Origin of the sequence: Nonomuraea sp. GTA35, from assembly GCF_041950525.1 — a bacterium.
Lineage (GTDB): Bacteria > Actinomycetota > Actinomycetes > Streptosporangiales > Streptosporangiaceae > Nonomuraea.
The window spans coordinates 525,343-549,197 of the sequence record NZ_JBGNUV010000007.1; the positions used below are offsets into that span (position 1 = coordinate 525,343).

24 protein-coding genes are annotated in these 23,855 nt (G+C 72.7%); 7 read left to right on the plus strand and 17 right to left on the minus strand.

The window, feature by feature from the left end; translation table 11 throughout:
- Positions 1-22 precede the first annotated feature (22 nt).
- The gene (locus ACBJ32_RS31665) at positions 23-1,309 is read right to left on the minus strand and encodes an SLC13 family permease (protein WP_375129863.1); all 1,287 of its coding nucleotides are present in this window, start codon (positions 1,307-1,309) and stop codon (positions 23-25) included.
- A gap of 145 nt (positions 1,310-1,454) precedes the next feature.
- Positions 1,455-1,913 carry a CBS domain-containing protein gene (locus ACBJ32_RS31670; protein WP_357871415.1) on the minus strand — a complete coding sequence of 153 codons (459 nt, stop codon included), beginning with the start codon at positions 1,911-1,913 and terminating at the stop codon, positions 1,455-1,457.
- A 229-nt stretch (positions 1,914-2,142) separates the two neighbouring features.
- On the opposite strand from ACBJ32_RS31670, the gene ACBJ32_RS31675 reads away from it, so the two are divergent.
- From ACBJ32_RS31675 to ACBJ32_RS31685, 3 genes are all read left to right on the plus strand, one after another.
- Positions 2,143-3,057 (plus strand): histidine kinase, encoded by a 915-nt coding sequence (locus tag ACBJ32_RS31675; RefSeq protein ID WP_375129829.1) that lies wholly within the window; start codon positions 2,143-2,145, stop codon positions 3,055-3,057.
- A complete protein-coding gene (locus ACBJ32_RS31680; protein ID WP_357871409.1) occupies positions 3,054-3,704 on the plus strand; it encodes a response regulator transcription factor in 651 nt (216 codons plus the stop codon). The genes ACBJ32_RS31675 and ACBJ32_RS31680 overlap by 4 nt, the downstream gene beginning before the upstream one ends.
- A 208-nt stretch (positions 3,705-3,912) precedes the next feature.
- Positions 3,913-4,485, plus strand: coding sequence for a hypothetical protein (locus tag ACBJ32_RS31685; protein ID WP_375129830.1), 573 nt, complete (start codon positions 3,913-3,915; stop codon positions 4,483-4,485).
- A 59-nt stretch (positions 4,486-4,544) separates the two neighbouring features.
- Here ACBJ32_RS31685 and ACBJ32_RS31690 read toward each other — a convergent pair whose 3' ends face one another.
- The 4 genes from ACBJ32_RS31690 to ACBJ32_RS31705 form a co-directional block, all read right to left on the minus strand.
- Positions 4,545-5,342 (minus strand): alpha/beta hydrolase, encoded by a 798-nt coding sequence (locus ACBJ32_RS31690; RefSeq protein WP_375129831.1) that lies wholly within the window; start codon positions 5,340-5,342, stop codon positions 4,545-4,547.
- Positions 5,343-5,410: 68 nt separating this feature from the next.
- Complete coding sequence (locus tag ACBJ32_RS31695) at positions 5,411-6,616, minus strand: amidohydrolase family protein (RefSeq protein WP_357871400.1); 1,206 nt, start codon at positions 6,614-6,616, stop codon at positions 5,411-5,413.
- The gene (locus tag ACBJ32_RS31700; protein ID WP_375129832.1) at positions 6,613-7,035 is read right to left on the minus strand and encodes a GAF domain-containing protein; all 423 of its coding nucleotides are present in this window, start codon (positions 7,033-7,035) and stop codon (positions 6,613-6,615) included. Before ACBJ32_RS31700 ends, ACBJ32_RS31695 begins: the two co-directional genes overlap by 4 nt.
- Positions 7,032-8,408 carry an MFS transporter gene (locus ACBJ32_RS31705; RefSeq protein WP_357871394.1) on the minus strand — a complete coding sequence of 459 codons (1,377 nt, stop codon included), beginning with the start codon at positions 8,406-8,408 and terminating at the stop codon, positions 7,032-7,034. Before ACBJ32_RS31705 ends, ACBJ32_RS31700 begins: the two co-directional genes overlap by 4 nt.
- A 147-nt stretch (positions 8,409-8,555) precedes the next feature.
- Between ACBJ32_RS31705 and ACBJ32_RS31710 the strand changes: the two genes are divergently transcribed.
- Positions 8,556-9,428, plus strand: coding sequence for a MurR/RpiR family transcriptional regulator (locus tag ACBJ32_RS31710; protein ID WP_357871391.1), 873 nt, complete (start codon positions 8,556-8,558; stop codon positions 9,426-9,428).
- Positions 9,429-9,451: 23 nt separating this feature from the next.
- Here ACBJ32_RS31710 and ACBJ32_RS31715 read toward each other — a convergent pair whose 3' ends face one another.
- Positions 9,452-10,168 carry a thioesterase II family protein gene (locus tag ACBJ32_RS31715; RefSeq protein ID WP_375129833.1) on the minus strand — a complete coding sequence of 239 codons (717 nt, stop codon included), beginning with the start codon at positions 10,166-10,168 and terminating at the stop codon, positions 9,452-9,454.
- Positions 10,169-10,412: 244 nt separating this feature from the next.
- On the opposite strand from ACBJ32_RS31715, the gene ACBJ32_RS31720 reads away from it, so the two are divergent.
- Entirely contained in the window at positions 10,413-10,991 is a 579-nt protein-coding gene (locus tag ACBJ32_RS31720; protein WP_375129834.1) for a hypothetical protein, read from the plus strand.
- A 69-nt stretch (positions 10,992-11,060) separates the two neighbouring features.
- On the opposite strand, the gene ACBJ32_RS31725 is transcribed toward ACBJ32_RS31720, so the two are convergent.
- Genes ACBJ32_RS31725 through ACBJ32_RS31735 form a run of 3 tightly spaced genes read right to left on the minus strand, consistent with a single transcriptional unit; the run spans position 11,061 to position 14,310 of the window.
- Complete coding sequence (locus ACBJ32_RS31725) at positions 11,061-11,723, minus strand: GntR family transcriptional regulator (protein ID WP_375129835.1); 663 nt, start codon at positions 11,721-11,723, stop codon at positions 11,061-11,063.
- The gene (locus tag ACBJ32_RS31730; protein WP_375129836.1) at positions 11,720-12,880 is read right to left on the minus strand and encodes a CaiB/BaiF CoA transferase family protein; all 1,161 of its coding nucleotides are present in this window, start codon (positions 12,878-12,880) and stop codon (positions 11,720-11,722) included. The genes ACBJ32_RS31725 and ACBJ32_RS31730 overlap by 4 nt, the downstream gene beginning before the upstream one ends.
- On the minus strand, positions 12,877-14,310 hold the full coding sequence (locus tag ACBJ32_RS31735; protein ID WP_375129837.1) for an aldehyde dehydrogenase family protein: 1,434 nt from the start codon (positions 14,308-14,310) through the stop codon (positions 12,877-12,879). The genes ACBJ32_RS31730 and ACBJ32_RS31735 overlap by 4 nt, the downstream gene beginning before the upstream one ends.
- A 65-nt stretch (positions 14,311-14,375) precedes the next feature.
- Between ACBJ32_RS31735 and ACBJ32_RS31740 the strand changes: the two genes are divergently transcribed.
- The gene (locus ACBJ32_RS31740) at positions 14,376-15,539 is read left to right on the plus strand and encodes an acyl-CoA dehydrogenase family protein (RefSeq protein WP_357871376.1); all 1,164 of its coding nucleotides are present in this window, start codon (positions 14,376-14,378) and stop codon (positions 15,537-15,539) included.
- Positions 15,540-15,543: 4 nt separating this feature from the next.
- On the opposite strand, the gene ACBJ32_RS31745 is transcribed toward ACBJ32_RS31740, so the two are convergent.
- The 5 genes from ACBJ32_RS31745 to ACBJ32_RS31765 are packed head-to-tail and all read right to left on the minus strand — an operon-like array spanning position 15,544 to position 20,972.
- A complete protein-coding gene (locus ACBJ32_RS31745; RefSeq protein WP_375129838.1) occupies positions 15,544-16,608 on the minus strand; it encodes a C45 family autoproteolytic acyltransferase/hydolase in 1,065 nt (354 codons plus the stop codon).
- Positions 16,605-16,886, minus strand: coding sequence for a hypothetical protein (locus ACBJ32_RS31750; RefSeq protein ID WP_375129839.1), 282 nt, complete (start codon positions 16,884-16,886; stop codon positions 16,605-16,607). The genes ACBJ32_RS31745 and ACBJ32_RS31750 overlap by 4 nt, the downstream gene beginning before the upstream one ends.
- A complete protein-coding gene (locus ACBJ32_RS31755) occupies positions 16,883-17,434 on the minus strand; it encodes an ABC transporter permease (protein WP_375129840.1) in 552 nt (183 codons plus the stop codon). The genes ACBJ32_RS31750 and ACBJ32_RS31755 overlap by 4 nt, the downstream gene beginning before the upstream one ends.
- 2 nt (positions 17,435-17,436) lie before the next feature.
- Positions 17,437-19,053 (minus strand): ABC transporter substrate-binding protein, encoded by a 1,617-nt coding sequence (locus tag ACBJ32_RS31760; RefSeq protein WP_375129841.1) that lies wholly within the window; start codon positions 19,051-19,053, stop codon positions 17,437-17,439.
- A gap of 14 nt (positions 19,054-19,067) precedes the next feature.
- Positions 19,068-20,972, minus strand: coding sequence for a primary-amine oxidase (locus ACBJ32_RS31765; RefSeq protein ID WP_375129842.1), 1,905 nt, complete (start codon positions 20,970-20,972; stop codon positions 19,068-19,070).
- A gap of 156 nt (positions 20,973-21,128) precedes the next feature.
- On the opposite strand from ACBJ32_RS31765, the gene ACBJ32_RS31770 reads away from it, so the two are divergent.
- Positions 21,129-22,160, plus strand: a complete 1,032-nt coding sequence (locus ACBJ32_RS31770; protein ID WP_375129843.1) for a LacI family DNA-binding transcriptional regulator — start codon at positions 21,129-21,131, stop codon at positions 22,158-22,160.
- A gap of 91 nt (positions 22,161-22,251) precedes the next feature.
- Here ACBJ32_RS31770 and ACBJ32_RS31775 read toward each other — a convergent pair whose 3' ends face one another.
- Both ACBJ32_RS31775 and ACBJ32_RS31780 read right to left on the minus strand, forming a co-directional pair.
- On the minus strand, positions 22,252-23,409 hold the full coding sequence (locus tag ACBJ32_RS31775) for an NAD(P)/FAD-dependent oxidoreductase (protein ID WP_375129844.1): 1,158 nt from the start codon (positions 23,407-23,409) through the stop codon (positions 22,252-22,254).
- A 29-nt stretch (positions 23,410-23,438) separates the two neighbouring features.
- Positions 23,439-23,816: a hypothetical protein gene (locus ACBJ32_RS31780; protein ID WP_375129845.1), complete on the minus strand. Its 378-nt coding sequence runs from the start codon at positions 23,814-23,816 to the stop codon at positions 23,439-23,441.
- Between the last annotated feature and the right edge of the window lie 39 nt (positions 23,817-23,855).

The window sequence follows — 23,855 nt, forward strand, 5'->3', positions numbered from 1 at the left end:
GATCAGGGACGAGCTCGGGTCGTCACAGGAAATACCGCATCCAGACGTACAGCCAGGCCAGCAGCGTGCTGAAGGCGGTGACGACGATCCCGTACCGGGTGAACTGCCAGAAGCTGATCTTGTGTCCGTTGCGGGCGGCGATGCCGAGGGCCACCACGTTGGCGCTGGCCGCGACCGCGGTGCCGTTCCCGCCGAAGTCGGCGCCCAGGGCGAAGGCCCACCACAGCGCCTGGCCGGTCTGCGGGTCGGGCGCCGCGGCGACCACGCCCTCGACGATGGGGGCGGTCGTGGCGACGTACGGGATGTTGTCGAAGAAGGCACCCAGCACGCCCGAGCCGAACAGCAGAGCCGTCGCGGCCACGAAGTAGTCGTCGCCCAGCGTGTCCAGCGCCCACGTGCCGATCGCCGCGATCACGCCGGTGTGCACCAGGCCCGCGACCATGACGAACAGCCCCATGAAGAACACCAGCGTCGGCCACTCGACCTCGTGCAGCACCTCCGAGACGTTCGCGCGGGAGACCAGCAGCATCACGCCCGCGCCCACCAGCGCCACGATCGACGGATCGACGTGCACCACGGCGTGCAGCCCGAACCCGGCCACGACCGCGGCCAGCACCACCAGGCAGCGTACGAGCAGCCGCGGGTCGGTGATGGCCCGCCGCTCCTGCAGCGCCATCACCTCGGCCACGCGATCGGCGTTGTACTGGAAGGAGCCGGCGAACAGCCACCGGGCGCACAGCACGAACACGGCGAAGATGACGACCACGATCGGCGCCATGTGCACCAGGAAGTCGTTGAAGGTCAGCCCGGCGCGGCTGCCGATGATGATGTTCGGCGGGTCGCCGATGAGGGTGGCCGCGCCGCCGATGTTCGAGGCGAGGACCTCCGCGATCAGGTACGGCTGAGCGGCGATCCGCAGCCGGTTGCACACCACGATCGTGACCGGCGCGACCAGCATGATCGTGGTGACGTTGTCGAGGAACGGCGAGGCGATGGCGGTGATCGCCATGAGCATCACCATCAGCCGGTACGGGCGGCCCTTCGACTTCTTGGCGGCCCAGATGGCGAGATAGTCGAAGACACCCGTCTGCTTGATGACGCCAACGATGATCATCATGCCGAGCAGCAGGAAGATGACGTTCCAGTCGATGCCCTCGTGCTCGGAGAAGAACACCTCGGCGCCGGGGATGAGGCCGAGCACGGCCATCAGCCCGGCGGCGATCAGCACCACCTTGACCTTGTTCGCCTTCTCCGTCGCGATGAAGAAGAAGGCCACCAGGAAGATCGCCAGTGCGGCGAAGGCGCTCATCCCGCCTGCCCCGGCGGCCCGGACCGGCCTGCCGCGCAGGATGAGTGCAGGGCGGGACAACAGCGGATCATGGTGACCTCCGTAGGGTGGGCATGCTTCGGCCCGGGCGGGCACGCGGCGCCCGTCCGGTTCGTGGGGAAAGGTGTCAGTCGTCCTGGCCGGAGAGCGCCAGGCAGGTCAGCAGCCGCTCCAGGGTGATCGCCCCGGCGAGCACGCCGTCGCGGCCGACGACCGCGACGATCGGGCTGCGCAGCCTGGCCATCAGGGCGGCCACTTCGAGCAGGGTCGCGTCGAGCGGCACGGTCGCCGGCGTGGCGGGCCGGCCCGGCAGGCAGTCGCCCACCGTCAGGTCGCCCAGCTCGCCCCAGAACAAATCGGCGTGCGCCTCGTCGATCGTCCGGCAGAGCGCCGGATCCTCCTGGTACGCCCCCGGCACCGCCAGCCGCAGCACCTGCGTCCCCGGGAGCACGGCCGACGGCCGGCCCCTGCCGTCCACGACGATCAGGCCGGGCATCCGGCCCAGCGCCATGATCCGCACGGCCCTGGTGACGGGGTCGTGCGCGGTCACGGTCGGCAGGTTCACGGCGATGTTGCTGGCTTCCACGTCGCTGTCTCCCTCCGGCTCCGGTCCATCCTCCAGGGAGGCGCGGTGCGGGGGCTATCGGGTCCGGCACCCATCTGGGCAGGGATAGAACATGTAGGGACGTACTTCTTTATGGGGGTCAGACCGCATGGACAATCGCACTCTCGGACGAAGAGGCTAGAGGCGATGAACGATCGCGCGAAGGGCGGCACGGGGGACGCGCCGCCGGCTGGTCGCCATCAACGGCCTGGTGTTCGCGACCGGCACGCTCGTGCTCGCGCTCTCCCCCGCCACCGTCTCCGCCCCGGTCGTGTGGGCCGAGGTGCCGGTCCTGCTGATCGGGCTGGCGGTGATGCTGGGCGCCAACGCGCTGCTGCTGCGCCGCAGCCTGGCCCCGCTGGACGCGCTGACCACGCTGATGCAGCGGGTGGACCTGCTGCGTACCGGCGACCGCCTGTCCGACAGCGGCAACAGCGATCTCACCCACCTGATCGCCACGTTCAACGCGATGCTGGACCGGCTGGAGGCCGAGCGCAGCGCCAGCAGCGCCCACGCGCTGGCCGCGCAGGAGGGCGAGCGGCAGCGCATCGCTCGCGAGCTGCACGACGAGATCGGCCAGAGCCTGACCGTGGTGCTGCTGGGCCTGAAGCGGGTGGTGGACCGCGCCCCCGCCGACCTGAAGGAGGACCTGCACGGCGTGCAGGAGACCGTACGGGCCAGCCTCGACGAGGTACGCCAGGTCGCCCGCCGCCTGCGCCCCGGCGTGCTGGAGGACCTCGGGCTGCACAGCGCCCTCAGCGCCCTGGCCACGGACGTCTCCCGGATGAGCGGCATCCCGGTGACCCGCCACCTGCAACCCGACCACCCGGCCCTGGGCCCGGACGTCGAGCTCGTCCTGTACCGGATCGCGCAGGAGAGCCTGACCAACATCGCCAGGCACGCCCGCGCCACCCGCGCCGAGCTGTCGCTCGCGGACGAGGACGGCCGCCTGGTGCTGCGCATCACCGACGACGGCCGGGGCGGCGCCCTCCAGGACGGCGCCGGCATCCGGGGCATGCGCGAGCGCGCCCTGCTCATCGGCGCCCGCCTGACCGTCGACTCCCCGCCGGGCCAGGGCACCCGCGTCAGCCTCGTCATCCCTCAGGAGCGAAGGACGGCCCCGTGAACAAGACCCGGATCCTGCTGGCCGACGACCACGCGCTGGTCCGCCGGGGCCTGCGGCTGATCCTCGACGCCGAGCCCGACCTGGAGGTGGTCGCCGAGGCCGCCGACGGCGCGCAGGCCGTGGCCGCGGCCTCGGAGGAGGACGTCGACCTGGCCATCCTCGACATCGCGATGCCCCGCATGACCGGCCTCCAGGCGGCCAGGGAGATCTCCCGGCGGTCGCCCGGCATCCGCATCCTGATCCTGTCGATGTACGACAACGAGCAGTACTTCTTCGAGTCGCTCAAGGTCGGCGCGTCGGGCTACGTGCTCAAGTCGGTCGCCGACCAGGACCTGCTGGAGGCGTGCCGGGCCACGATGCGCGGCGAGCCGTTCCTCTACCCGGGCGCGATCACCGCCCTCATCCGCGACTACCTGCAGCGGGCCCGGGAGGGCGAGCGCATGCCCGAGAGCATCCTGACGCCGCGGGAGGAGGAGATCGTCAAGCTGATCGCCGAGGGCAACTCGGCGAAGGAGATCGCCGAGACGCTGGTCATCAGCGTCAAGACGGTCGATCGCCACCGGGCGAACATCCTGCAGAAGCTCGGCATGCGCGACCGCCTGGAGCTGACCCGGTACGCCATCCGCGCCGGCCTCGTCGAACCCTGACGACCCCGCCCTCCCCCTCCGAAGACGGCACCGGCCCCGCCGAACCCCGATCACACCTGAGCCGCCGTGTCAGGCAGCGCTGCTGCAGCCGGCCTCCGATCCACCGCCGGCGTTACGGCGTGACCATCCACAGCGACACATCTCGGGGGCCGCCCGCGATGCGGCCTTGATCGTCCGGTGGGCCCCGGTGTTACGTTGAGGGTGAGGCGTGCCCGACACCTGCGCGAAGGACGTGGTCACCGTGCTCTACCTCTTCGGCTTCGATCGGATCGGCGTGGCCGTGAGTGACATCTACTTCGTCGACCCCAACCCCCTCGAAGGCCAGGAGGGCGCCGAGCGCGGCGTCCGGCTGGAGCTGCGCCGGCTGGAGACCGGCGAGCTCAAGGGCTCGATCTACTCCTCCCGGCCCATCACCGTCGACCGGCCGATCTGGCGCGTCGACCTGCTGGAGTCGGTCACCGGCACGCCGGGCAGCTTCGACCGCACCCACCATCACCCCGGGGTCAAGGGGTGGGAGCCGGGGCGGCGGGTGTTCGACGAGCGGCTGTCGGAGGAGCCGCTGAAGTGGCTCGGTGAGCGGCTGGCCGATCTGGAGGGGGTGCTGGAGGAGTCCGGGGTCGGCCGCGACGAGGCCAGCCCGGCCGACGTGACCGGCCTGCGCGACCGGGCTCCGGAGATCGTCGAGACGGTCGCCCGCCTGCTCGACACCGTACGCGCCGCCGACCCGAACGGCCCGGTCGGCGCCGGATCGGCCACGAGCGTGCGGGCGAGCTGGTTGTAGCCGAGACGTCTTCGGCCACGGACACGGGCTTCCCGCCGGCGTCGCCCGCCCGCGGGGTGTCAGCCCGCCTTGCTGACGCGTTCGGCCAGCTCGACGACCGCGCCGACGAGCTCCCGGCCGTTCAGCAGGACCAGGTCGTTGTGCCCCGCCCCGGCCACCTCCACGGTCGTCGCCCGCGCGGCGCCGGCGACCGCGCGGCTCAGGTCAGGAGGGACGATCGTGTCGCCGGTGCCGTACACGACCACGACCGGGGCCCGTACCGAGGCGATGCCGTCGGCGACGGGGAAGCGGTCGCGCAGCAGCGCGCGCACCGGCAGGAACGGGTAGTTGGCCTGGCCGGCGGCGGCCAGGTCGGTGAACGGCGAGCGCAGCACCAGCCCGTCGGGCGGGCGCTCCAGCGCGAGCCTGGTGGCCACCGCCGCGCCGAGGCTCTCGCCGAAGTAGATCACCCGCGGGCTGCGGATGGCGTCGCGGGCGGCCAGGGCGTCGAGGTGGAGGCCCTCCTCGGTGGGGCTGCCGGGGTTGCCGCCGTAGCCGCGGTAGTCCATGAGCAGCACCGGCAGCCCGTACGCGGCCAGCGCCCTGGCCAGCGGCGCGCGGTGCAGCCGGTTGCCCGCGTTGCCGCCGGTGACCAGCACGGTCACGTCGTGCTGGCCGGGCACGTACCAGGCGGCGAGCCGCAGCCCGTCGCGGGTCGTGAGCGTGATGTCGCGCGCCCCCGGCAGCACCGAGGCGGCCGGGGGCACGGGGGCGCTGTCGGGCAGGTAGATGAGCCGCCGCTGGAACACCCACAGCAGCCCCAGCAGCAGGATGAGCACCGCTCCGACGACCAGGGCGGTGCGCGCGAGCGTCGTCACGACGACCACGGTACGCACGACGGCGCGCCGTGTCGCCCAGCACCCGACGCGGGCACACCGCCCGTCGATCACACGAGCGCGCCCGCCTGGACGACGTGACGCACGTGCCCGGGGTCGGCCAGCACGCCGATGTCCTCCAGCGGATCCCCGTCGAGCACGAGCAGGTCGGCGTGCGCGCCCACGGCCAGCGTGCCGATCTCGCCCGCCAGCCCGACCAGCTCCGCCGCCCCCGTGGTGGCCGCCCGCAGCACGTCGATCGGCCGCTGCACCTCGGCCCTGAGCCGGAACTCCTGGTTCTGGTGCCGGTGCATGCCGCCGAGCAGGTCGGTCCCGTACGCGAGCCGCACCCCGCCCCGCGCCGCCCGCTCCAGCGCGACGAGCCCCGCGCCGAGCACCTCGTCCACCTTGCGCCAGCTCCGCTCGGGCAGGCCGAACTCGCGGCCCTCCTCCTTGAGCGCCCAGTACGTCACGAGCGTCGGCACCAGGTACGCCTCGTGCCGCAGGAACAGCTCCACGCTCGTGTCGTCGATCAGGTTGCCGTGCTCGATGGAGCGCACCCCGGCCTCCAGGGCCCGGTTGACGGCGCGGGCGGTGTAGGCGTGGGCGGCGACGTACCGGTTGGCGGCCTCGGCCTCCTCGACGGCGGCGCGAAGCTCGTCCATCGAGTACTGGGTCGAGTCGATGCGGTCGGTCGGCGAGGCCACGCCGCCGGAGGCCATCACCTTGATGTGGTGGGCGCCCTTGCGCAGCTCGTCGCGGGCCGCGGCGCGGACCGCGTCCACGCCGTCGGCCACCCGGCCGACTCCGGCGCAGCACGGGTGGTCGTCCTTGAGGTGCTCGCCCCTGCCGCGGAAGTCGGCGTGCCCGCCGGTCTGGCTCAGGCCCTTGCCGCAGAACAGCAGGCGCGGGCCGCGTACGAGGCCCTCCGCCTGCGCGTCGGCGAGGCCGAAGTCGGCGCCGGACGCGTCGCGGACCGTGGTGAAGCCGCGGCTCAGCATGTCGCTCATGATGCGGGCGCTGTGGGCGGTCACGTACGCGGGCGACATGGAGCCGAGCGTGCCGAGGTTCGCGGTGGAGGCGGTGACGTGGACGTGCGCGTCGATCAGGCCGGGCACGACGCGGGCGCCCGCCAGGTCGAGCACCCGCGTGCCGTCGGGGGCGGTGAGCCCGGAGCCGGTCTCGGCGATGCGGCCGTCGGCGCACCGCAGGTCGCTCTCGGCGTACTCGCCGGTCCGCACGTCGAGCAGCAGGGCGTTCTTGAGCAGCAGGCTCATGCCGCACCGCCCCTGAGGCAGGCGGCGGCGTCCTTGGCGATGGCCTGGGCGGCGGCCACGGACGCGTCGTCGTAGGTCCCCTCGGCGTCGAGGATGTTGAGCACGCCGAGGACCTCGCCGTCGTCCCCGAGTACGGGCACGTTGATGATGGACCCGCAGCCCAGGCTCTCGATCAGCTCGTGGTCGGCGAAGATCTCGCGTACGGCGGCCTTGTCCCTGCCGAAGTACGGCTGCCGCCCCTCGATGCAGGTGGCCAGCCAGTTCTGGGCCACCTCGACGGTCTTCTCGCCGCCCACCGGGTACTGCTCCGGGTGGCTGCTGTGCACGCGGCGCAGCGCCCGCCGCTCCGGCACCCAGGCGAGCACGGTGAACAACCGCACGCCCACCTCCCGGCGCACCCTCTCCTCCAGCCCGATCATCGGGTTGCCTCCTCAGTCGTCTCCGTCAGCTCTTCCAGTGATCGCCCTGCCGTGGCCAGACCGAACACGATCACGCACACCACCCCGGCCACCAGCACCGCGGTCGTCAGCCCGAACACGCCGGCGAAGCCCAAACTCGCGGCCGACAGGCCGATGATCGTCGGGGCGAGGATGCTGCCGACCCGGCCGAACGCGCTGGACAGCCCGGTGCCGGTGGCGCGGATCCAGGTGGGGAACACCTCGGGGGTGTAGGAGTAGACGCCGGCGTACGTGCCGTTCAGGAAGAACGACAGCACCGCGCCCGCGAGCGTGATCATGACGGGCGAGTCCATCTGCGACAGCCAGAACGCGCTGACCGCCGAGCCCGCGAGGTAGAGCGCGATCGTGTTCTTGCGGTCCATCCGCTCCGACAGCCAGGCCGCGGAGAAGTATCCCGGGATCTGCGCCAGGTAGATGATGATCGAGAACTCGAAGCTCTTGGTGACCGTGATGCCGCGCTGCACGAGCAGCGTGGGGATCCAGGAGAAGAACCCGTAGTACGAGAACGTGATCACGAACCACACCAGCCAGATCACCGCCGTGCGCCTGGCCATGGCCGGGCTCCACAGGAAGCGCAGCGCGCTGAACAGGTTCACCTTCGGCGCGCCGGCGGAGGCGGGGGCGACGGCGGTCTCGGGCACCGGCGGCAGTGGCTGCCCCGTCGCCCGCTCGACGCGCCGCTCCAGGTCGGCGACCACCGCCTCGGCCTCACCCGTACGGCCCTGCTGGAGCAGGAAGCGCGGCGACTCCGGCAGCGAGCGGCGCCACCACAGCAGCATCACGATCGGCAGCGCGGTGATCACCTGAGCGATCCGCCAGCCGTCGTCGAACGTCGGCACGACGAACCGCCCGATCAGCGCCGCCATCACGAACCCGAACGAGAAGAACCCGGCCAGCGCCCCGATGAACCACCCGCGCCGCTTGGCGGGCACGAACTCCGACAGGAACGGGGCGATGATCGCGCTCTCCGCCCCCGCCCCGGCCCCGGCGAGCACCCGGGCGCCGAGGAACACCTCGTAGTTCGGCGCGAACGCGGCCACCACGGAGAAGACCGCGTAGAAGGCGAGCGCGTACATCATCACCTTCTTGCGGCCGATGCGGTCGCCGAGCAGGCCCGCCACGGTCGCGCCGAACAGGAACCCGAACGGCGTCGCGGACCCGATGAAGCCGAGCTGGCCGTTGGACAGGCCCCAGGCCTCCTGCGCGCTCGGCAGCAGGAAGGCGACGACGGCCGAGTCCATGCCGTCGAAGGTGTAGCCGAGGCCGCCTATCAGGAGCAGGACGTAGTGCGGACGGCTCAGCGGGAGCCGGTCCAGACGGGCCAACAAGGTCATCGAAGCACACCTTTCACCAGGTCATGGCCCTGCAAGTCGATTGCGCAGCAACATATAGTGCAAATTGGTGAAATTGCAATGGTCTTTGCAAGTTGGCTTGGCCGCGAGCGCGTACCATGGCGACGTCCGGCCTCAGGAAGGGACCACGTGACGGAGCGCGCCACCGACAGCTTCCAGGACTGGCTGCGCGAACGCCTGCCGGAGCGCGGGCTGCGCGGCAAGGCAGCCGCCGTGCTGGAGCTCCTGCTCTCGCAGCCGCGCCGGGCCGCGTTCGGGTCCGCCGGGGAGCTGGCCCAGCTCGCGGGCGTCAACGTCGCCACCGTCACCCGTACGGCGCAGTCGCTCGGCTTCGCCGGCTGGCCCGCCCTGCAACAGGAGTTGCGCGCCCGCTACCTGTCCTCGCTCAGCGCCGGCCAGGTCGCGGCCGAGCACCGGGGCACCGGCTCGCCCTCCTCACGCTCGCTGCGCCGCGACCTCGACAGCCTGGCCCTGCTCAACCGGCGCCTGGACGAGGGCGTGCTGCTCACGATCGCCCGGGCCATGGCGGAGGCCCGCCGCACGGTGATCGTCGCCGACGGCAGTTACGCGGCCGTCGGGATCGCGCTCGCCCACAACGCCCGGCTGGCCGGCTACCCGGTGCAGGCCGTGACGGGCGGCGACGCGGAGCTGGCGAACGTGATGGCCGCGATCGGCGAGCGGGACGTGCTGATCGCGATCAGCTTCTGGCGGCTGTACGAGAGCACCGTGCTGGCCGCCAACGAGGCACGCTCGCGTGGCGTCCGCGTGTTCGCCGTCACGGACGCCGCCAGCCCCGCGCTGGCCGCCGCGGCGGAGGAGGTCGTGATGGTGCCCGCGGAGGGCGAGGCGTTCTTCCCCTCGCTGACGGCCGGCATCGCCGTGGCCCAGGCGCTGGTCACCCAGCTCGCCGCCATGGACCCGGCACGCACGGGAGCCTCCATCGAGGCCGCGGAGGCGATGTGGGCCAAGTTCGGCCTCCTCCACCGCCGCCCGGTCTCCTGAGGCAGTGGTGCCCCGAACGGCCATCAGCCTCCCGGGCTCACGGCGTCCAGGATCAGGTCGATCACCTCGGCGCGGCGCCGGGTCAGGTAGAAGTGGTCGCCGGGCAGGACGTGCAGCTTGAAGCCGGCGCGGGTCAGCTCGGCCCAGCCGCGGGCGTTCGAGGTGTCCACCTGGGGATCGCGGTCGCCGATGATGGCCGTGATGGGGCAGTCCAGCGGCTCGGCCGGGCGGCAGCGGTAGGTCTCGGCCAGGCGGTAGTCGGCGCGCACGATCGGCAGGATGTACGCGCGGATCTCCTCGTCGTCCAGCAGCTCGGGCTCGGTGCCGCCGAGCCGCCGCAGCTCGGCGGTCAGCTCCTCGTCGGTGCCCAGGTGCACGGTGCCGGGGCGGGGCACGTGCGCGGCCCGGCGGCCCGAGACGACCAGGTGGGCGGGGCGGACGCGCAGCGCCGTCTCGTACGCGAGCACCGAGCCCATGCTGTGCCCGAACAGCACGGCCGGGCGGTCGAGCAACGGGCGCATGGCCTCGGCGATCAGGTCGGCCAGCACGTGCGCGTCGCCGACGGGCGCCTCGCGCGCGCGGTCGGCGCGGCCCGGGTACTGCACGGCCCGCACCTCCACGCCCGGCGGGACCGACCGGTGCCAGTCCCGGTAGGCCGCGGCGGCGCCGCCGGCGTGCGGGAAGCAGAACAGCCGCATGGCGGCGTCCGGGCGGGGATCGAACGTGTGGAACCAGGTCATACGGTCTCCTCGGGGGCCGGAGGCTCACGGTCGACTCCTACGTGGTTCGAGCGTAAGCCGAAGCTCCTCCCCGGCGGCATCGCGGCGGGACCCGCACCCACGTAGGATCCGGTGGTGCCCTGCCTACACGTCGTCATCGCCGCGCCGGCGGACGCCGGGGGCACGCCCTTCACCCCACCCGAAACCGCCCGGTTCGGCGGGTGCAGCGAGGTCCGTGCCAACTGACGGCGAGCCAGGAGCTCCGATGAGACCTGTGGATCGTGCCGAGTACCTGGGGTACACACCCGCCACCGAGAGCCGCCGCCTCATCGCGCACGGTCTGCCCAAGGAGCTGCCGGAGACGCTCGGCGGCCGGCACCGCTTCACCCCGCTCTCCCTGTACGTCGGCGACCGCCTGGCGGCCACGGCCTTCGCCCGGCTCGACGGGGTGGGGCTGTTCTGGCTCGACGTGTGGCTGCTGTCCCCGAAGCGCGGCGGCCGGTGGCACCTGCGTACCGGCGGCACCGTCGCGGCCGACCCGGACGACGAGAGCGTCCTGCGACCGCGCCCGGGGTGCACCGCGCTCGACGGGCACGCCCACACCGGGCAGAGCGCCCGGTTCAACGCCAGCCCGGTGCCGTGGCTGCGCCGGCCGTACCGGTGGGTCGGTTACGGGATCGTGCGGCTGTCGGCCGAGGTGGGGGTGGTGCGGCTCGGGGAGCGGGACGTCATGGTCCCGGAGCACGGCCTGCAGGCGCTGGCCTGGCAGGCCGGCGGCACGGGGGTCGAGGTGGACCTGCTGGGCCACCGGGGCGAGCACCTCTCGGCCCTGACCCTGCGCTAGTTGTCAGCAGGCGCGAGGCGGGCGAGGTGCACGGCGATCAGCAGCCGCCGCGCCTGGTGATCGACGATCTCAGGCGTCCAGGAGCGGCTCCAGCTCGGCGACGGCGCGGTCGCGGTGGACGTTGAGCGTGGTCACGGCCTCGTCGGCGGAGCGGCGGCGCAGCGCGTCGAGCGCGGCGCGGTGCTCCTTGACCACCCGCTCCCTGTTGCCCGCGTCGCCGTAGTACATCGACCGGTAGGCGTCGGTCGTGTCCCACAGTGTTCTGATCAGCCGGGCCAGGCGCGGCATGCCGGCGCAGTCGAACAGCGTCATGTGGAAGGTCCGGTTGGCCGTCGCCATGGCCGCCACGTCGCCCGCCGCGGCGGCCCGCTCGACCGCCTCCTGCGCCGCCTCGATCCGGTGGAGGTCGTCGTCGGTGAGCCTGGCCACCGCCGCGCGCACGGCCTCCTCCTCGAGCAGCTCGCGGATGCGGTAGACCTCGCGCAGGTCGTCGAGGGAGAGCATGGCGACGCAGTAGCCCTTGTGCGGCTTGTACGTGACCAGGCCCTCGCCTTCGAGCGTCTTGAGCGCCTCCCGCAGGGGGACCCGGCTGACCTGCAGCTCCTCGGCCAGCGCGTCCTGCCTGATGGGGGTGCCGGGGCGCAGCCGGCCGGTGGTGATGGCACGGCGCAGCTCACCCAGCACGAACTGCTGGGCCGTGGGCGGCCTGCGTCGTGCCTCGTCCGGACTCACCGGTCCAATATCTCACGGAGCCACGTGTCGTCCTGCCCGAGCGCGGGCGGCGGGCGGTGGTAGGAGGGCGGGGTGGCGCTGAGACGGATGGGGTTGGCGACCTGGCCGACGCCGTCGAGCTCGACGGCCGGCTCCAGGCCGAGGTCCTGGGCGAGGGCGAAGGCGGCGGCCAGGTCGTTGATCGGCCCGCACGGCACCCCGGCGGCGGTGAGCCGCTCGAACCACTCGTCCGCCGTGCGCCCGGCCAGCGCCGCGTTCAGGTCGGCGACCAGGGTGTCCCTGGCGGCCACCCGTTCGGCGTTGGTCGCGTAGCGGGGGTCCTGGGCGAGGTCCGGCCGGTCGAGTGCCGCGCACAGGGCCTGGAACTGGCGGTCGTTCCCGGCCGCGATGACGATCGGCCGGTCGGCGGCCCGGAACACCTCGTACGGGACGATGCTGGGGTGCCGGTTGCCCATGGCCTGAGGGACGACTCCGGCGGCGGCGTAGGCGGAGGCGTGGTTGGTCAGCGCCGACAGCAGCGACGACAGGAGCGAGACCTCCACGCGCTGCCCGGCGCCGGACGGCCGCGCGGCGTCGCCCACCCGGCCGCCCTGTCCCGTGTGGTCGCGGTGGCGGAGGGCGGCCATGACGCCGAGGGCCGCGTGCAGGCCGGTGATCACGTCCACCAGCGCGACCCCGGCCTTCGTCCCCGGCCCGTCCGGCTCGCCCGTGACGCTCATCAGCCCGCCGACCGCCTGCGCGATCAGGTCGTACCCGGGCAGCCCGGCCCCGGCCCCCGACCCGAACCCGGTGATCGAGCAGTACACCAGCCCGGGGTTGAGCTCCCGCAGCGCCTCGTAGCCCAGGCCGAGCCGGTCCATCGTGCCGGGCCTGAAGTTCTCGACGAGCACGTCCGCCCGCGCGGCGAGCGCCCGTGCCACCTCCACGTCGGCCCGCAGGTCGAGGGTGATCGAGCGTTTGTTCCTGTTCACGCCCAGGAAGTACGTCGCCTCCCCGGCGGCGTACGGCGGCCCCCAGGCGCGGGTGTCGTCCCCGGTCCCCGGCCGCTCGACCTTGACCACCTCGGCCCCCAGGTCGGCGAGCAACATCGTGCAGTAGGGCCCGGCCAGCACCCGGCTGAAGTCGGCCACCAGCAGCCCCGAGAGCGCTCCGCTCACGCCGGCGCCCCCAGGTAGACGGTGACCGTGCGGGTGTAGAACTCCCTGGCCGCCCGCCCCTGCTCCTTGGGCCCGAACCCGCTCTGCTTGGCCCCGCCGAACGGCACGTACGGGAACGTCCCCGCCGACTCCGAGTTGATGTGCAGCACCCCCACCTCCAGCCGCTCGACCGCCGACAGCGCCACCCCGAGGTCCCGGGTGAAGACGGCCGCCGACAGGCCGTGTTCGCTGAGGTTGGCCAGCCCGAGCGCCTCCTCCGCGCTCGACGCCCGCACGGCGCCGACCACGGGCCCGAACAGCTCGGTACGCCAGAAGTCCACCCCTGTCCCGGGCAGGTCCAGCACGGTCGGCGGCACGAACCAGCCCTCGCGTTCCAGCGGCGAGGCGCCGGCCAGCGGCTTGGCCCCCTCGCCGACGGCCTGCCGCACCCCGGCCGACACCCGGTCCCGCGCGGCCGAGCTCACCAGCGGGCCCATCTCCACCTCCGGCGACAGCGGGTCGCCCACGACGAGCCGCGCGGCCCGCTCGGCCACCCGCTCCAGCAGCTCGTCGGCCACCTGCGCGGCCACGATGAGCCGGGAGGTGGCGGTGCACTTCTGCCCGGCCGACCGGAACGCCCCCAGGCAGACCTGCTCGGCGGCGTGGTCGAGGTCGGCGTCGGCGAGCACGACGGAGGCGTTCTTGCCGCCCATCTCGGTCTGCACCGGCTTGCCCAGCTCGCCGCAGCGCGCGATGACGGCCCGCCCGACGGCCGTGGACCCGGTGAACGACACGGCGTCCACGCCCGGGTGGCCGACGATCGCCGAGCCCGCCTCGCCCTCGCCGTGGACGAGGTTGAGCACCCCGTCCGGCAGCCCGGCCTCGACCAGCGCATGCGCCAGCCGGTAGGCCAGCAGCGGCACCAGCGAGGACGGCTTCCACACCACGGTGTTGCCGTAGGTCAGGGCCGGGCCGATCTTCCAGGCGGGGATGGCGATCGGGAAGTTGAACGGGGTGATCAGCCCGGCGACGCCGATCGGCTTGCGGACGACGAGCACGTTCTCGCCGGGGCGCGGGGAGGCGAAGATCTCGCCGCTGTCCCGGTCGGCCTCGCTCGCGTAGTAGCGCAGGATACGGGCGGCGCCCCTGACCTCGGCGACGGCCTCGGCCAGCGTCTTGCCCTCCTCGCGGGCCAGCTCCGCGCCCCACTCCGCGGCGCCGGCGTCCACGAGGTCGGCGGCTCCCGCCAGCACGGCGGCGCGGGCGTGGTGCGGGGTCGCGGCCCAGCCGGGCGCGGCGGCGCGCGCCGCGACGATCGCCTCCTCCACCTCGCGCGCGGAGGCGAACCTTCCGCGCGCCACGACCTCGGCGGGCCGCGCGGGGTTGGTGTCGGCGAACTCCTCGCCCTCGCCCTCGACCCAGCGGCCATCGATGAGATTCAGAACGTCCATGGTCAACGCAGCCTAACTGTGCCATATTGGATTTTCAATATTGGATCCAAAATACGGAGAGGCCGATGATCGCACCCACCGCCCTGTTCGCCCTGGACACGCTGCTGACCGAGGAGGAACGCGAGATCAGGAGCACGGTCAGGCGCGTGTGCGACCGGGAGATCCGGCCGCACGTCGCCGGCTGGTTCGAGGCCGGCGAGCTGCCCGCGCGCGAGCTGGCCCGCACGCTCGGCTCGATCGGCGTGCTCGGCATGCACCTCGACGGCTACGGCTGCGCCGGGATGGGCGCCGTCTCGTACGGCCTGGCCTGCCTGGAGCTGGAGGCCGCCGACTCCGGGCTGCGCAGCCTCGTCTCGGTGCAGGGCTCGCTGGCCATGTACGCGATCTGGAAGTACGGCAGCGAGGAGCAGAAGCAGGAGTGGCTGCCCGCGATGGCGGCCGGCGAGCGCATCGGCTGCTTCGGCCTGACCGAGCCCGACTTCGGCTCCGACCCGGGCGGCATGCGCACCACGGCCAAGCGCGAGGGCGGCGACTGGGTGCTGAACGGCACCAAGCTGTGGATCACCAACGGCTCGGTGTCGGACGTCGCGGTGGTCTGGGCGCGCACGGACGAGGGCATCAGGGGCTTCCTGGTCCCGGCCGGCACCAAGGGGTTCACCGTCAACGACGTCAAGCACAAGATCTCCCTGCGCGCGAGCGTGACCAGCGAGCTGGTGCTCGACGGCGTGCGCCTGCCGGCGCAGGCCATGCTGCCCGGCGCCAGGGGCCTGTCCGGGCCGCTCGGCTGCCTGAACGAGGCCAGGTTCGGGATCGTGTTCGGGGCGATGGGGGCCGCGCTCGACTGCCTGGAGACGGCCATCGCGTACGCCGCCGACCGCGAGGTGTTCGCCAGGCCGCTGTCGTCGTACCAGCTCACCCAGGAGAAGCTCGCGGACATGGCGCTGGAGCTGGGCAAGGGCCTGCTGCTGGCCGTGCACCTGGGCCGGCTGAAGGAGGCCGGCACGCTCACCCCCGAGCAGGTGAGCGCCGGCAAGCTGAACAACGTGCGCGAGGCGCTGGAGATCGCCAGGAAGTGCCGCACGCTGCTCGGCGCGAGCGGCATCACCCTCGAGTACCCGGTGATCAGGCACTCCGTGAACCTGGAGTCGGTGCTGACCTACGAGGGGACCTCCGAAATCCACTCGCTGGTCATCGGCAAGGCCCTGACCGGGATCGCCGCCTTCAAGTAGGCACTCAGAACGTCTGCCAGGTCGCCTCGGTGACCTGGCAGGGCCCGCCCCGGTGCACCCGCAGCCGCCCGGCCCGCAGGTCGAGCCCGATCGTCGCCACGGTCTCCCAGCGCTGGTTGATCGGCTGGGTGAGGTCGGGGTGGGCGCAGACGGGCGCGCCCTCGGGGGCGTGGCTGAGCATGGCCAGCGCCCGGCCGTTCAGCTCGGCACCGCTCAGCCCCTCGACGTTGGCCTCCAGGTGCCGCATGCGGTCGTAGGTGCCCGGCCGCTCGGTGGCGTGCCGCTCCCCCGCCGCCAGGCCGGCGTCGAGGAAGTGGTTGCAGTGCAGCAGGACGCCGTCGGGGCCCGGCGGGATGACGGCCACCCCTGCCGGGGAGATCTCGATGGAGGCCGCGTGCGACTCGGTCACCACCGTGATGACGGTGGAGGCCGACACCCGGGCCGAGCGGGCGATGTCGGCCGCCTCCTCCACGGTGGCCGCCTCGTCGAGGATGCGGCGGGCGATCAGGTGCACGGGCACGCCCAGCTCGGGGCTGTCGGACTCGTGGCGCAGGATGTTGAAGTGCACGCCGAGGCCCGCCGTGGTGGCGCCGATCTTGGCCAGCGTGCCCGCCTCGGTGAACGTGCGCACGACGCGGCCCGAGGCCTGCTCGTACTCCCACAGCACCGGCGCGTCGCGCAGGTGGTCGTGCCAGTCCCAGGTCTGCACCGTGCGCGGCGGGCCGTCCTGCGGCAGCACCACCGAGGTCGAGCACTCGCCGTGCCCGACCATGTCGATGGCGGCCAGGATCTCGGTGCGGGCGTTGATCACGGCGACCTGCCACGGCTCCAGCCCGGCGCCCGCCGCGATGCCGGCGATCTCCTCGGCCAGCTCCGGCGCCCAGGCGGCGCCGGCGTCCAGCGCCCGCTCGCCCCACGCGCGCACCTGGGCGTCACCGGCTCCGGCGACCCGGAAGAGGTCGGTGTAGCCGGCGAGGTTGGCGGCGACCTGCTTGCGCAGGTGCGTGCCCAGTTCCTTGCCGCGGGCGCGGGGGTCGGTCTGGCTGGAGGTGAACGTGGGAAATGTCATGACCTGTCCATCAACTCGGCGAGTCTCGGGTTCTCAGCGCCGGCGCAGGCGCGCACGCGAGCGTACCGCTCGTCGTCGAGGTCCTGGCTCAGCTTGAACACGCTCTCCCGCGTACGGACATGTACGCGAAAGGCCACTACCCCGGGCAGCAGCGCGCGGAACCTCTCCCTGGAGGCGGGCGTCGGCTCCCAGGACGGCGAGCGCGGCGACTCCGCCGCCGCCACCGTGCGCTCGACCACCTCCAGCGCGTCGTCGATCAGCTCCACCCTGCCGGTCACACGCCCATGACGGCGTCGCGGGTGGTCCTGGCGGTCACCGAGACGGAGAAGACCGACAGGACGGCGGCGGGCAGGATCATCGTGGCCAGGTTCGCGGCGGGGTCCCGGGTGAGCGGCACCCAGGAGCCGACCTCCAGGCCGAGCGCGTACCGGGAGAAGACGAACACGACCAGGCTGCCCAGCACGAACTCCGGCACGCTGACGCCGAGCAGCACGCTCGCGGCCACCGCCAGCACGGTCAGCTCGGCCGTCACCGGCAGGCGGGCCAGCAACTCCGCCCCCACCGGCTGGCGGCTGATCATGGAGATGCCGAAGTCGCCGCCCGCGACGGCGCCCAGCCAGTGCCCGTACTGCATGAAGACCGGCTGGTCGAGCCCGTAGCGGGCGGCCAGCTCCGCCTTCTGCTCGGCCGTGGCGAACGGCCCGAGCACGGTCTCCGCGAAGCCGCCGGGCATCAGGCGCACGGCGGCGAAGATCAGCACGGAGACGCCCAGGAGCGTGGCGGCCGAGCTGAGCGCCCGGCCGGACCACCACATCATCAGCCGCATGGTTACTGCGGCTTCTTCACGCGGGCGTCGGCGACCAGGCGCAGCACGTTGCCGTAGCCCTCGGTGGCGTACAGGCTCGGGCTGAGCGCGTCGGCGCGGTAGGCGACGGTGGCCGGGCGGGTGACCAGCGGGATCATCTGCGCGTCCGCGTCGGCCTTGGCGCACACGTCGGCCAGCGCCTTGTCCCTGTTCCGCGTCTGCTTGTTGGCCGCGTCGATGAGGGTGCTGAGCTCCTGGTCCGGCTTCATGAAGCCGGCGTTGAAGCCGGCCGTCTCCGGGTTCCACCACTTGGTGACCATGCCGGGGTCGGCGTAGCCGGCGAACCAGGACAGGGCGGCGTCGAACTCGGCGGGCGCCTTGCCGTACACCTTGCCGGACCAGCTCGCCTCGTCCATCTGCTCGATCTTGACGGTGATGCCGGCCTGCTGGAGGTTCTGCTGGATCACCTGGGCGACGGCGGGGGCGGGCTCGGTGTTGAAGATGGTGAGCGTGAACGACAGGTTCTGCGCCCCGGCTTCCGCCAGCAGCTTCCTGGCCTCGTCCAGGCTCTTGGCGGCCGACGGGAGGGCGGCCGGGTCGCAGGCGCCGGGCAGGCCCGCCGGGGTGACGGCGGTCGGCTTGCCCTTGCCGCCGAGCGCCACGCCGGCGATCTGCTGGGGGTCGAGCGCGATGTTGATCGCCTGCCGGACCTTGGGGTCGGCGAGCTTCGAGCCCGGCTTCAGGCTGTTGAGCATCAGGTAGTAGAAGTCCGTGGTGGCCTGGGTGACGACCTTGACGTCCTTGGCGCCGGCCAGCATGGTCCCGGAGTCCACGTTGCCCAGGGTGGCCAGGGCGGCGCCGCCGTTCTGCAGGGCCGCGATGCGGGCGGCCTCCTCGGGGGCGATCGTGATGGTGAGGGTGTCGGCGGCGGGCTTGCCCTGGTTCCAGTACGTGCCGTTGCGCTTGAACGTCCACGAGACGTCCTGGCGGTGGCTCTCGACCACGTACGGGCCGGTGCCGAGCAGCGTGGTGGCCGGATCGACCGACTTGTCGCCGATCTCCTTCATCGGCAGGATCGCGGCGGGCACGTTGGCCAGGGCGGCGAGGAACGGCGCGTACGGCTCCTTCAGCGTGACCTTGACCTTGCCGTCGCCGTCCTCGGCCACGGAGTCCACCGGCCCGAGCTGGCCCACCCACACCGACTTGGAGGCCAGCAGCCGCTTGAGGCTGCCCACCACGTCGCCGGCGGTCATCTCCCTGCCGTTGGCGAACCTGACGCCCTTGCGCAGGTGGAAGACGTACGTCTGGTCGTCGGGGGTGTCCCACTTCTCGGCGAGCAGCGGCTGAACGCTGAAGTCCGGGCCCACCGTGACCAGCGTCTCGTACGACAGCGAGAGGAGCTGCCAGGTGGTGGCCACGTCGGCGAGCTGGGGGTCGTACCCGGTGGCGGCGCCGCTGTCGATGTGCACCTGGAGGTTGAGCGTGCCGCCCGGCGCGAGTGCCTGGTCGGCGACGGCCAGGTAGCCGGGGGCGGCGGTCTCCTGGGGGGCGGCCGCGGGGGTGGTGGTCGTTCCGGTGGCGGCGCAGGCCGTTGCCAGCAGGGCTGCCGCGACACCGCAGGCCAGGCGTATGGGACGCATGGGCCTCTTCTCCTCTAGTGGCAGGACGAGCGTGGGGAGGCGCTCGGCGGGACGTCGAGCGTGGGGTTCCGGTCGAAGAAGCCGACCGGCTTGAGTACGAACCCGCAGGTGTCGACCGGCATGATCGGCCAGTCCTCGGTGCGGGGGAAATGCGTCAGGCCGAACGTGTGCCACAGCACGATGTCCTGCCCGTCGAGGTCGCGGTCGGCCCTGGTGTAGGCGGGCAGGCCCGCGCCGCCGGGATGCTGGTTGACCAGGTCTCCGGCGGGATAGCGCTCCGCGGGGTGGTAGCGGGTGACCCACAGGTGGTTGGTCGCGAACTCGGCCCTGCGGTGGATGCTGGAGCCCTCGGCGGCCATCAGGGTCGGCTTGCCCTCGGCGTGCAGCGCGTAGCCGACGGGGCGGCCCAGGCGGTTGCGCACCTCCGGGTTGACGACGTGCCAGGTGCGCTCCGCCTTCAGGTCGGCGTCGCGCCTGGCCTCCCGTTCGGTACGCAGCCGGGTGACGGTGCGGCCGAACGCGTTGCCGTGCGCGCTGTCGAGCGGCCTGGCCTCGACCTCGTCCACGGCGTTGGCCACGCCGTCCACCGTCATGTCGAGCCGGGCGCTGAACAGGTGCTGGTGGTACGGCGCCGCCAGCCCGGGCGCGACCTCGGACGCGTACGGGGCGGCCCGGTCGTCGTAGGCGCCGGTGAAGACGATGCCGGTGGCCTTGACCTCCAGCTCGATGGTGCCGTCGAGGTAGAGGTACCAGTAGAAGCCGTAGTCGTAGTTGCCGACGGTCACGAAGAACGAGATCACCAGGCGCCGCTGCCTGCGGGTCTCCCTGGAGCCGTTGGCCGGGTCGGTGTGCTTCCACAGCACGCCGTAGTCCTCCTCGTGCATGCAGATGGCGTTCCTGATCACCTTGGGGGTGCCGGCGGCGTCGGTGACGACGGCGTCGAAGTAGGTGATCTCGCCGAGGCAGTCGCAGCCGAGTTCGAGGGAGTTGGCGAGCTTGCCGAGCTGGTACTCGCCGGTGTCGAAGTAGTTCTGCCAGAAGCGGATCGGGCTCGGGTCGCCGTACGGGACGACCATCTCGGCCACCGACGCCCGGTAGACGATCGGCCTGGTGCGGCCGCCGTCCTCGAAGCCGATCCGGTGCAGCGTGAGGCCCTCGCGCATGTCGTAGCCGAGGCGCAGACTCCACTTCTCCCAGGTGACGAGCGGGCCGTCGACGGTGAAGCTGGGGCCGTCCGGCTGGGTGATGTGGATGGGCTTCTGCGTGGTGCGGTGCTCGACCTGGGTGTAGTCGCCGCTCTCCTGCGGGATGGGCTGGGGGCCGGTGTCCACGATCTCCAGCACCTCGCCCTTGACCAGGTCGACGTAGGCGACCAGGCCGTCCACGGGGTGGGCCCACGGGAGGCTCCCGAGGGTGGGCATCCGGTGCGCCAGCACCCTGGCGACCCGCCTGCCCTCCTCCTTCGGCAGCCCGAAGTGGCCGGCGCTGAGGGCGGCGAGGTAGACGCCCGCCGGGTCCTCGATGCCCCGTGCGGCCAGGGCCCTCGCCCAGCCCGGGTCCTCGCGGAGCACCCTGCGGACCAGGGCGTGCTCCTCGTCCAGCATCGGCACCTGGCCGTCGGTCAGGGGGTCGATGGGGGCGGTGGTCTCGACCTTGCCGTCGCCGATGGACACGATCACGTCCTGCGCGGCCTCGGTGGCCAGGTCCAGCAGGAAGGCGCGGGCCTTGCGGGCCGGACGGGCGGCGCCGGTCTCGTACGCCAGCACCTCGTCCTTCGGCGGCTCCTCCAGCCCGAGATAGGCCACGCGGACCGTCTCGGCCAGCAGGCCCTCCGTCATGAGGACCCGTCTGACCTCGTCGATCTCCTGTGCGGCGAGCGGGTCGAGAGGATGGGGATGCGTCCCGGTGGACAGGTGCACGTACGGCCCCTTTCTGCTGCCGGAACGTTCCGGCAAATTTCGCGCTAACTTAATTGCGATGGCCGGAGGGCACAAGACCTGGAGCCCAGGCGAAACACATCGTTTACGGGACGCGGGGCTCGAAGAGGGGTGTGAATGGGCCGCTACGATCGGGGCGTGCAAGCAGACGAGCCGGTCACGATCCTCACCGTCGCCCGCGAGGCTGGGGTGTCCAAGACGACGGCCTCCGACGCGTTGCGCGGCTCGGGGCGGGTGTCGGAGCGCACCCGCGAGACCGTGGTGGCGGTCGCCGAGCGGCTCGGCTACGTGCCCAACGGCTCGGCCCGCCACCTGCGCAGGGCCAGCACCGGCACGATAGGGCTGCACGTGCCCGAGGTGCTGACCCGGTCCTCGTACTACATGTCGTTCGTGTTCGGCGTGGTGGAGCAGGCGGCGCGGCACGACTACGACGTCACGCTGATCACCTCAGGGCAGCGCCGTGCCCGGGCGCCGCGCGTGGACGGGCTGGTGCTCGGCGACCCGCTCGGCGGGGATCCCGTGGTGGAGAGCCTGATGGCGACCGGGCTGCCGACGGTCTCGTGCGAGCGGTTCCCCGGGGCGCGGCAGGCGGACGGGGTGGTGTGGTCGGAGCACGCGCTCATGCTCGCGCGGCTGCTCGACCACCTGCGCTCGGCCGGGGCGGCGCGGCCGGGGCTCATCGTGGCGGGCGACGAGAGCGACTGGGCGGCCAGCGTGCACCGGGGCTACCAGGAGTGGTGCGCCGCGCACGGGGTCGCGCCGCTGGTGCGGCGGGTGTCGTTCGACGCGACGGGCGACGAGATCCGCGCCGCCGCCCGCGCCCTGCTCGGGGCGGGCGACGGCACGCCCGGAGCGGCCGGTGACATGCTTGGGGCGGGTGGCGGGATGCCGATGGACGCGCTGGTGTGCGCTCCCGCGGGGGCCTCGACCGAGGTGGCGCCGCTGTTGCGGGAGGCCGGGGCGAACGTGCTGCTCGCCTCGTGCGTGGACAGCGCCGCCACCCGGATGGCCGACCCGCCCATCACGGCGATCGACCTGCGCCCGCGCGAGGCCGGCGCGAGTTGCGCGGAGTTGCTGTTCGAGCTGCTGTCGGGCGCGGCGCAGCCGGGGACGGAGCGGGTGCATCCGATCGAGCTGGAGATCCGCGCCTCGACCACGCCACGCCCGTAGGAGGCGGGCTCCGGCCACGCCACGCCCGTAGGAGGCGGGCTCCGGCCACGCCGGCGCCCTTTCGGAGCGGTCGCCGCCCCGACCCGGCTGGTCAGACGAGGGCCGGTTCCACGGCGCGCGGGCCGCCCTTCACGTAGACCACGGAGCCCGGTTTGCGGGCCTCGCGGCGGATCCTGCCCAGCGCGAGCTTGCAGGTCGCCTCCTTGATCGCCGCGCCAGGGCGGCCGCCGATGAAGAAGTTCACCGCGGTGTCGTCCTTGCGGGCGAACTGCCGGATGCCCGCGTGCCGGCCGACGCTGACGCACGCCCCCGTGAAGCGCACGTTGATCAGCTCCGGTTCGGTGCCCGCGATGCGGCTCAGCACGGTGTCGGCGGCCTGCGCGCCGAGCGGCCCGGCGGCGTAGCAGCTCATCCGCAGCGGCCGGCCCGACGGTGCGGCGGCGTCCCCCGCCGCGACGATGCGGTCGTCGTCGATGCTGGTCAGCGTCTCGTCGGTGAGCAGGCGGCCGAGCTCGTCGGTACGCAGCCCGCTCGCGACCGCCAGTTGCGGCACGCCGAAACCGGTCGCCCAGATGGTCAGCCCGCTCGGTCGCGCCGCACCATCGGTGAGGACGACCGAGTCCGGCCGGACCTCGCTCACCGCGACGCCTTCGAGCACGGTCACATCGTGCCTGGACAGCCAGCTCGCGATGTACCGGCGACTCGACGCGCCGAACGTCGGCGCCAGGGCCTGGCCGCACACCAGCGTGACCTTGCGCCCCTGCTCGGCCAGCTCGGCGGCCGTCTCGATGCCGGTCAACCCGCCGCCGACCACGGTGACGCGGGCATCGCGGGGCAACTCCGCCAGCCCGGCGCGCAGCCGCTGCGCGGACTCCCATTCGGCGATGTCGAACGCGAATTCGGCCACGCCGGGCACCGCCGGCGGTATCGCCCCGGTGCTGCCGACCGCGTAGATGACGTAGTCGTAGTCCAGCGCGCCCCCCGACTCCAGCCGCACCTCGCGGGCGGCGGTGTCGATGCGCGCGACGCTGTCCACGACCAGCTTGACGCCCTCGCCGAGCAGCGTGCCGTAGTCGGCCGTGGCCTCGCCGGTGCCGGCCACGTACTGGTGCAGCCGGATCCGGTCGACGAACTGCGGCCGGGGATTGACCAGCGTGATGTCGAGGTCGTCGCGCATCCGCAGGTGGTTGGCCGCGAGCGTGCCGGCGTAACCGCCGCCGATGACAACGATCTTGTGAGGTGTGGACATGGTGAAGGTTCCCTTCTCGATATCAGCGATCAGGAGGTCTTGAGGATGCGGCTGAGCTGGAGGAGGCTCATGCCGAACATCAGCACGCCCAGCGGGACGTGCAGGGTCGTCACGTGCGCGATGCCCAGCGCGACCTGCGCCAGCGTGGCCGCGAGGAACCCGGCCGCGTTCAGGATCGGCCCGGGCGGGCCGCCGCCCGGCCGCCACGCCAGGATCGCCGCCGCCAGGTGCACCAGGGCCACGGTGAACACGCTGTACGCCGCGGCGCTGTGCAGAACGTGCCCGCTGGGCGTGGTCAGCAGCAACCCGGCGGTGACCGGGGCGGCGAAGACGGCCAGGGTTTGCAGGGCGATCGCGACACGCAAGAACGTGAGGTTGCCCTGCTTGATCGTCGTGGGTGTGGACATGAGGTCTTCTCTTCTCCGGCTCGTGCCTTGCGCCAGGTG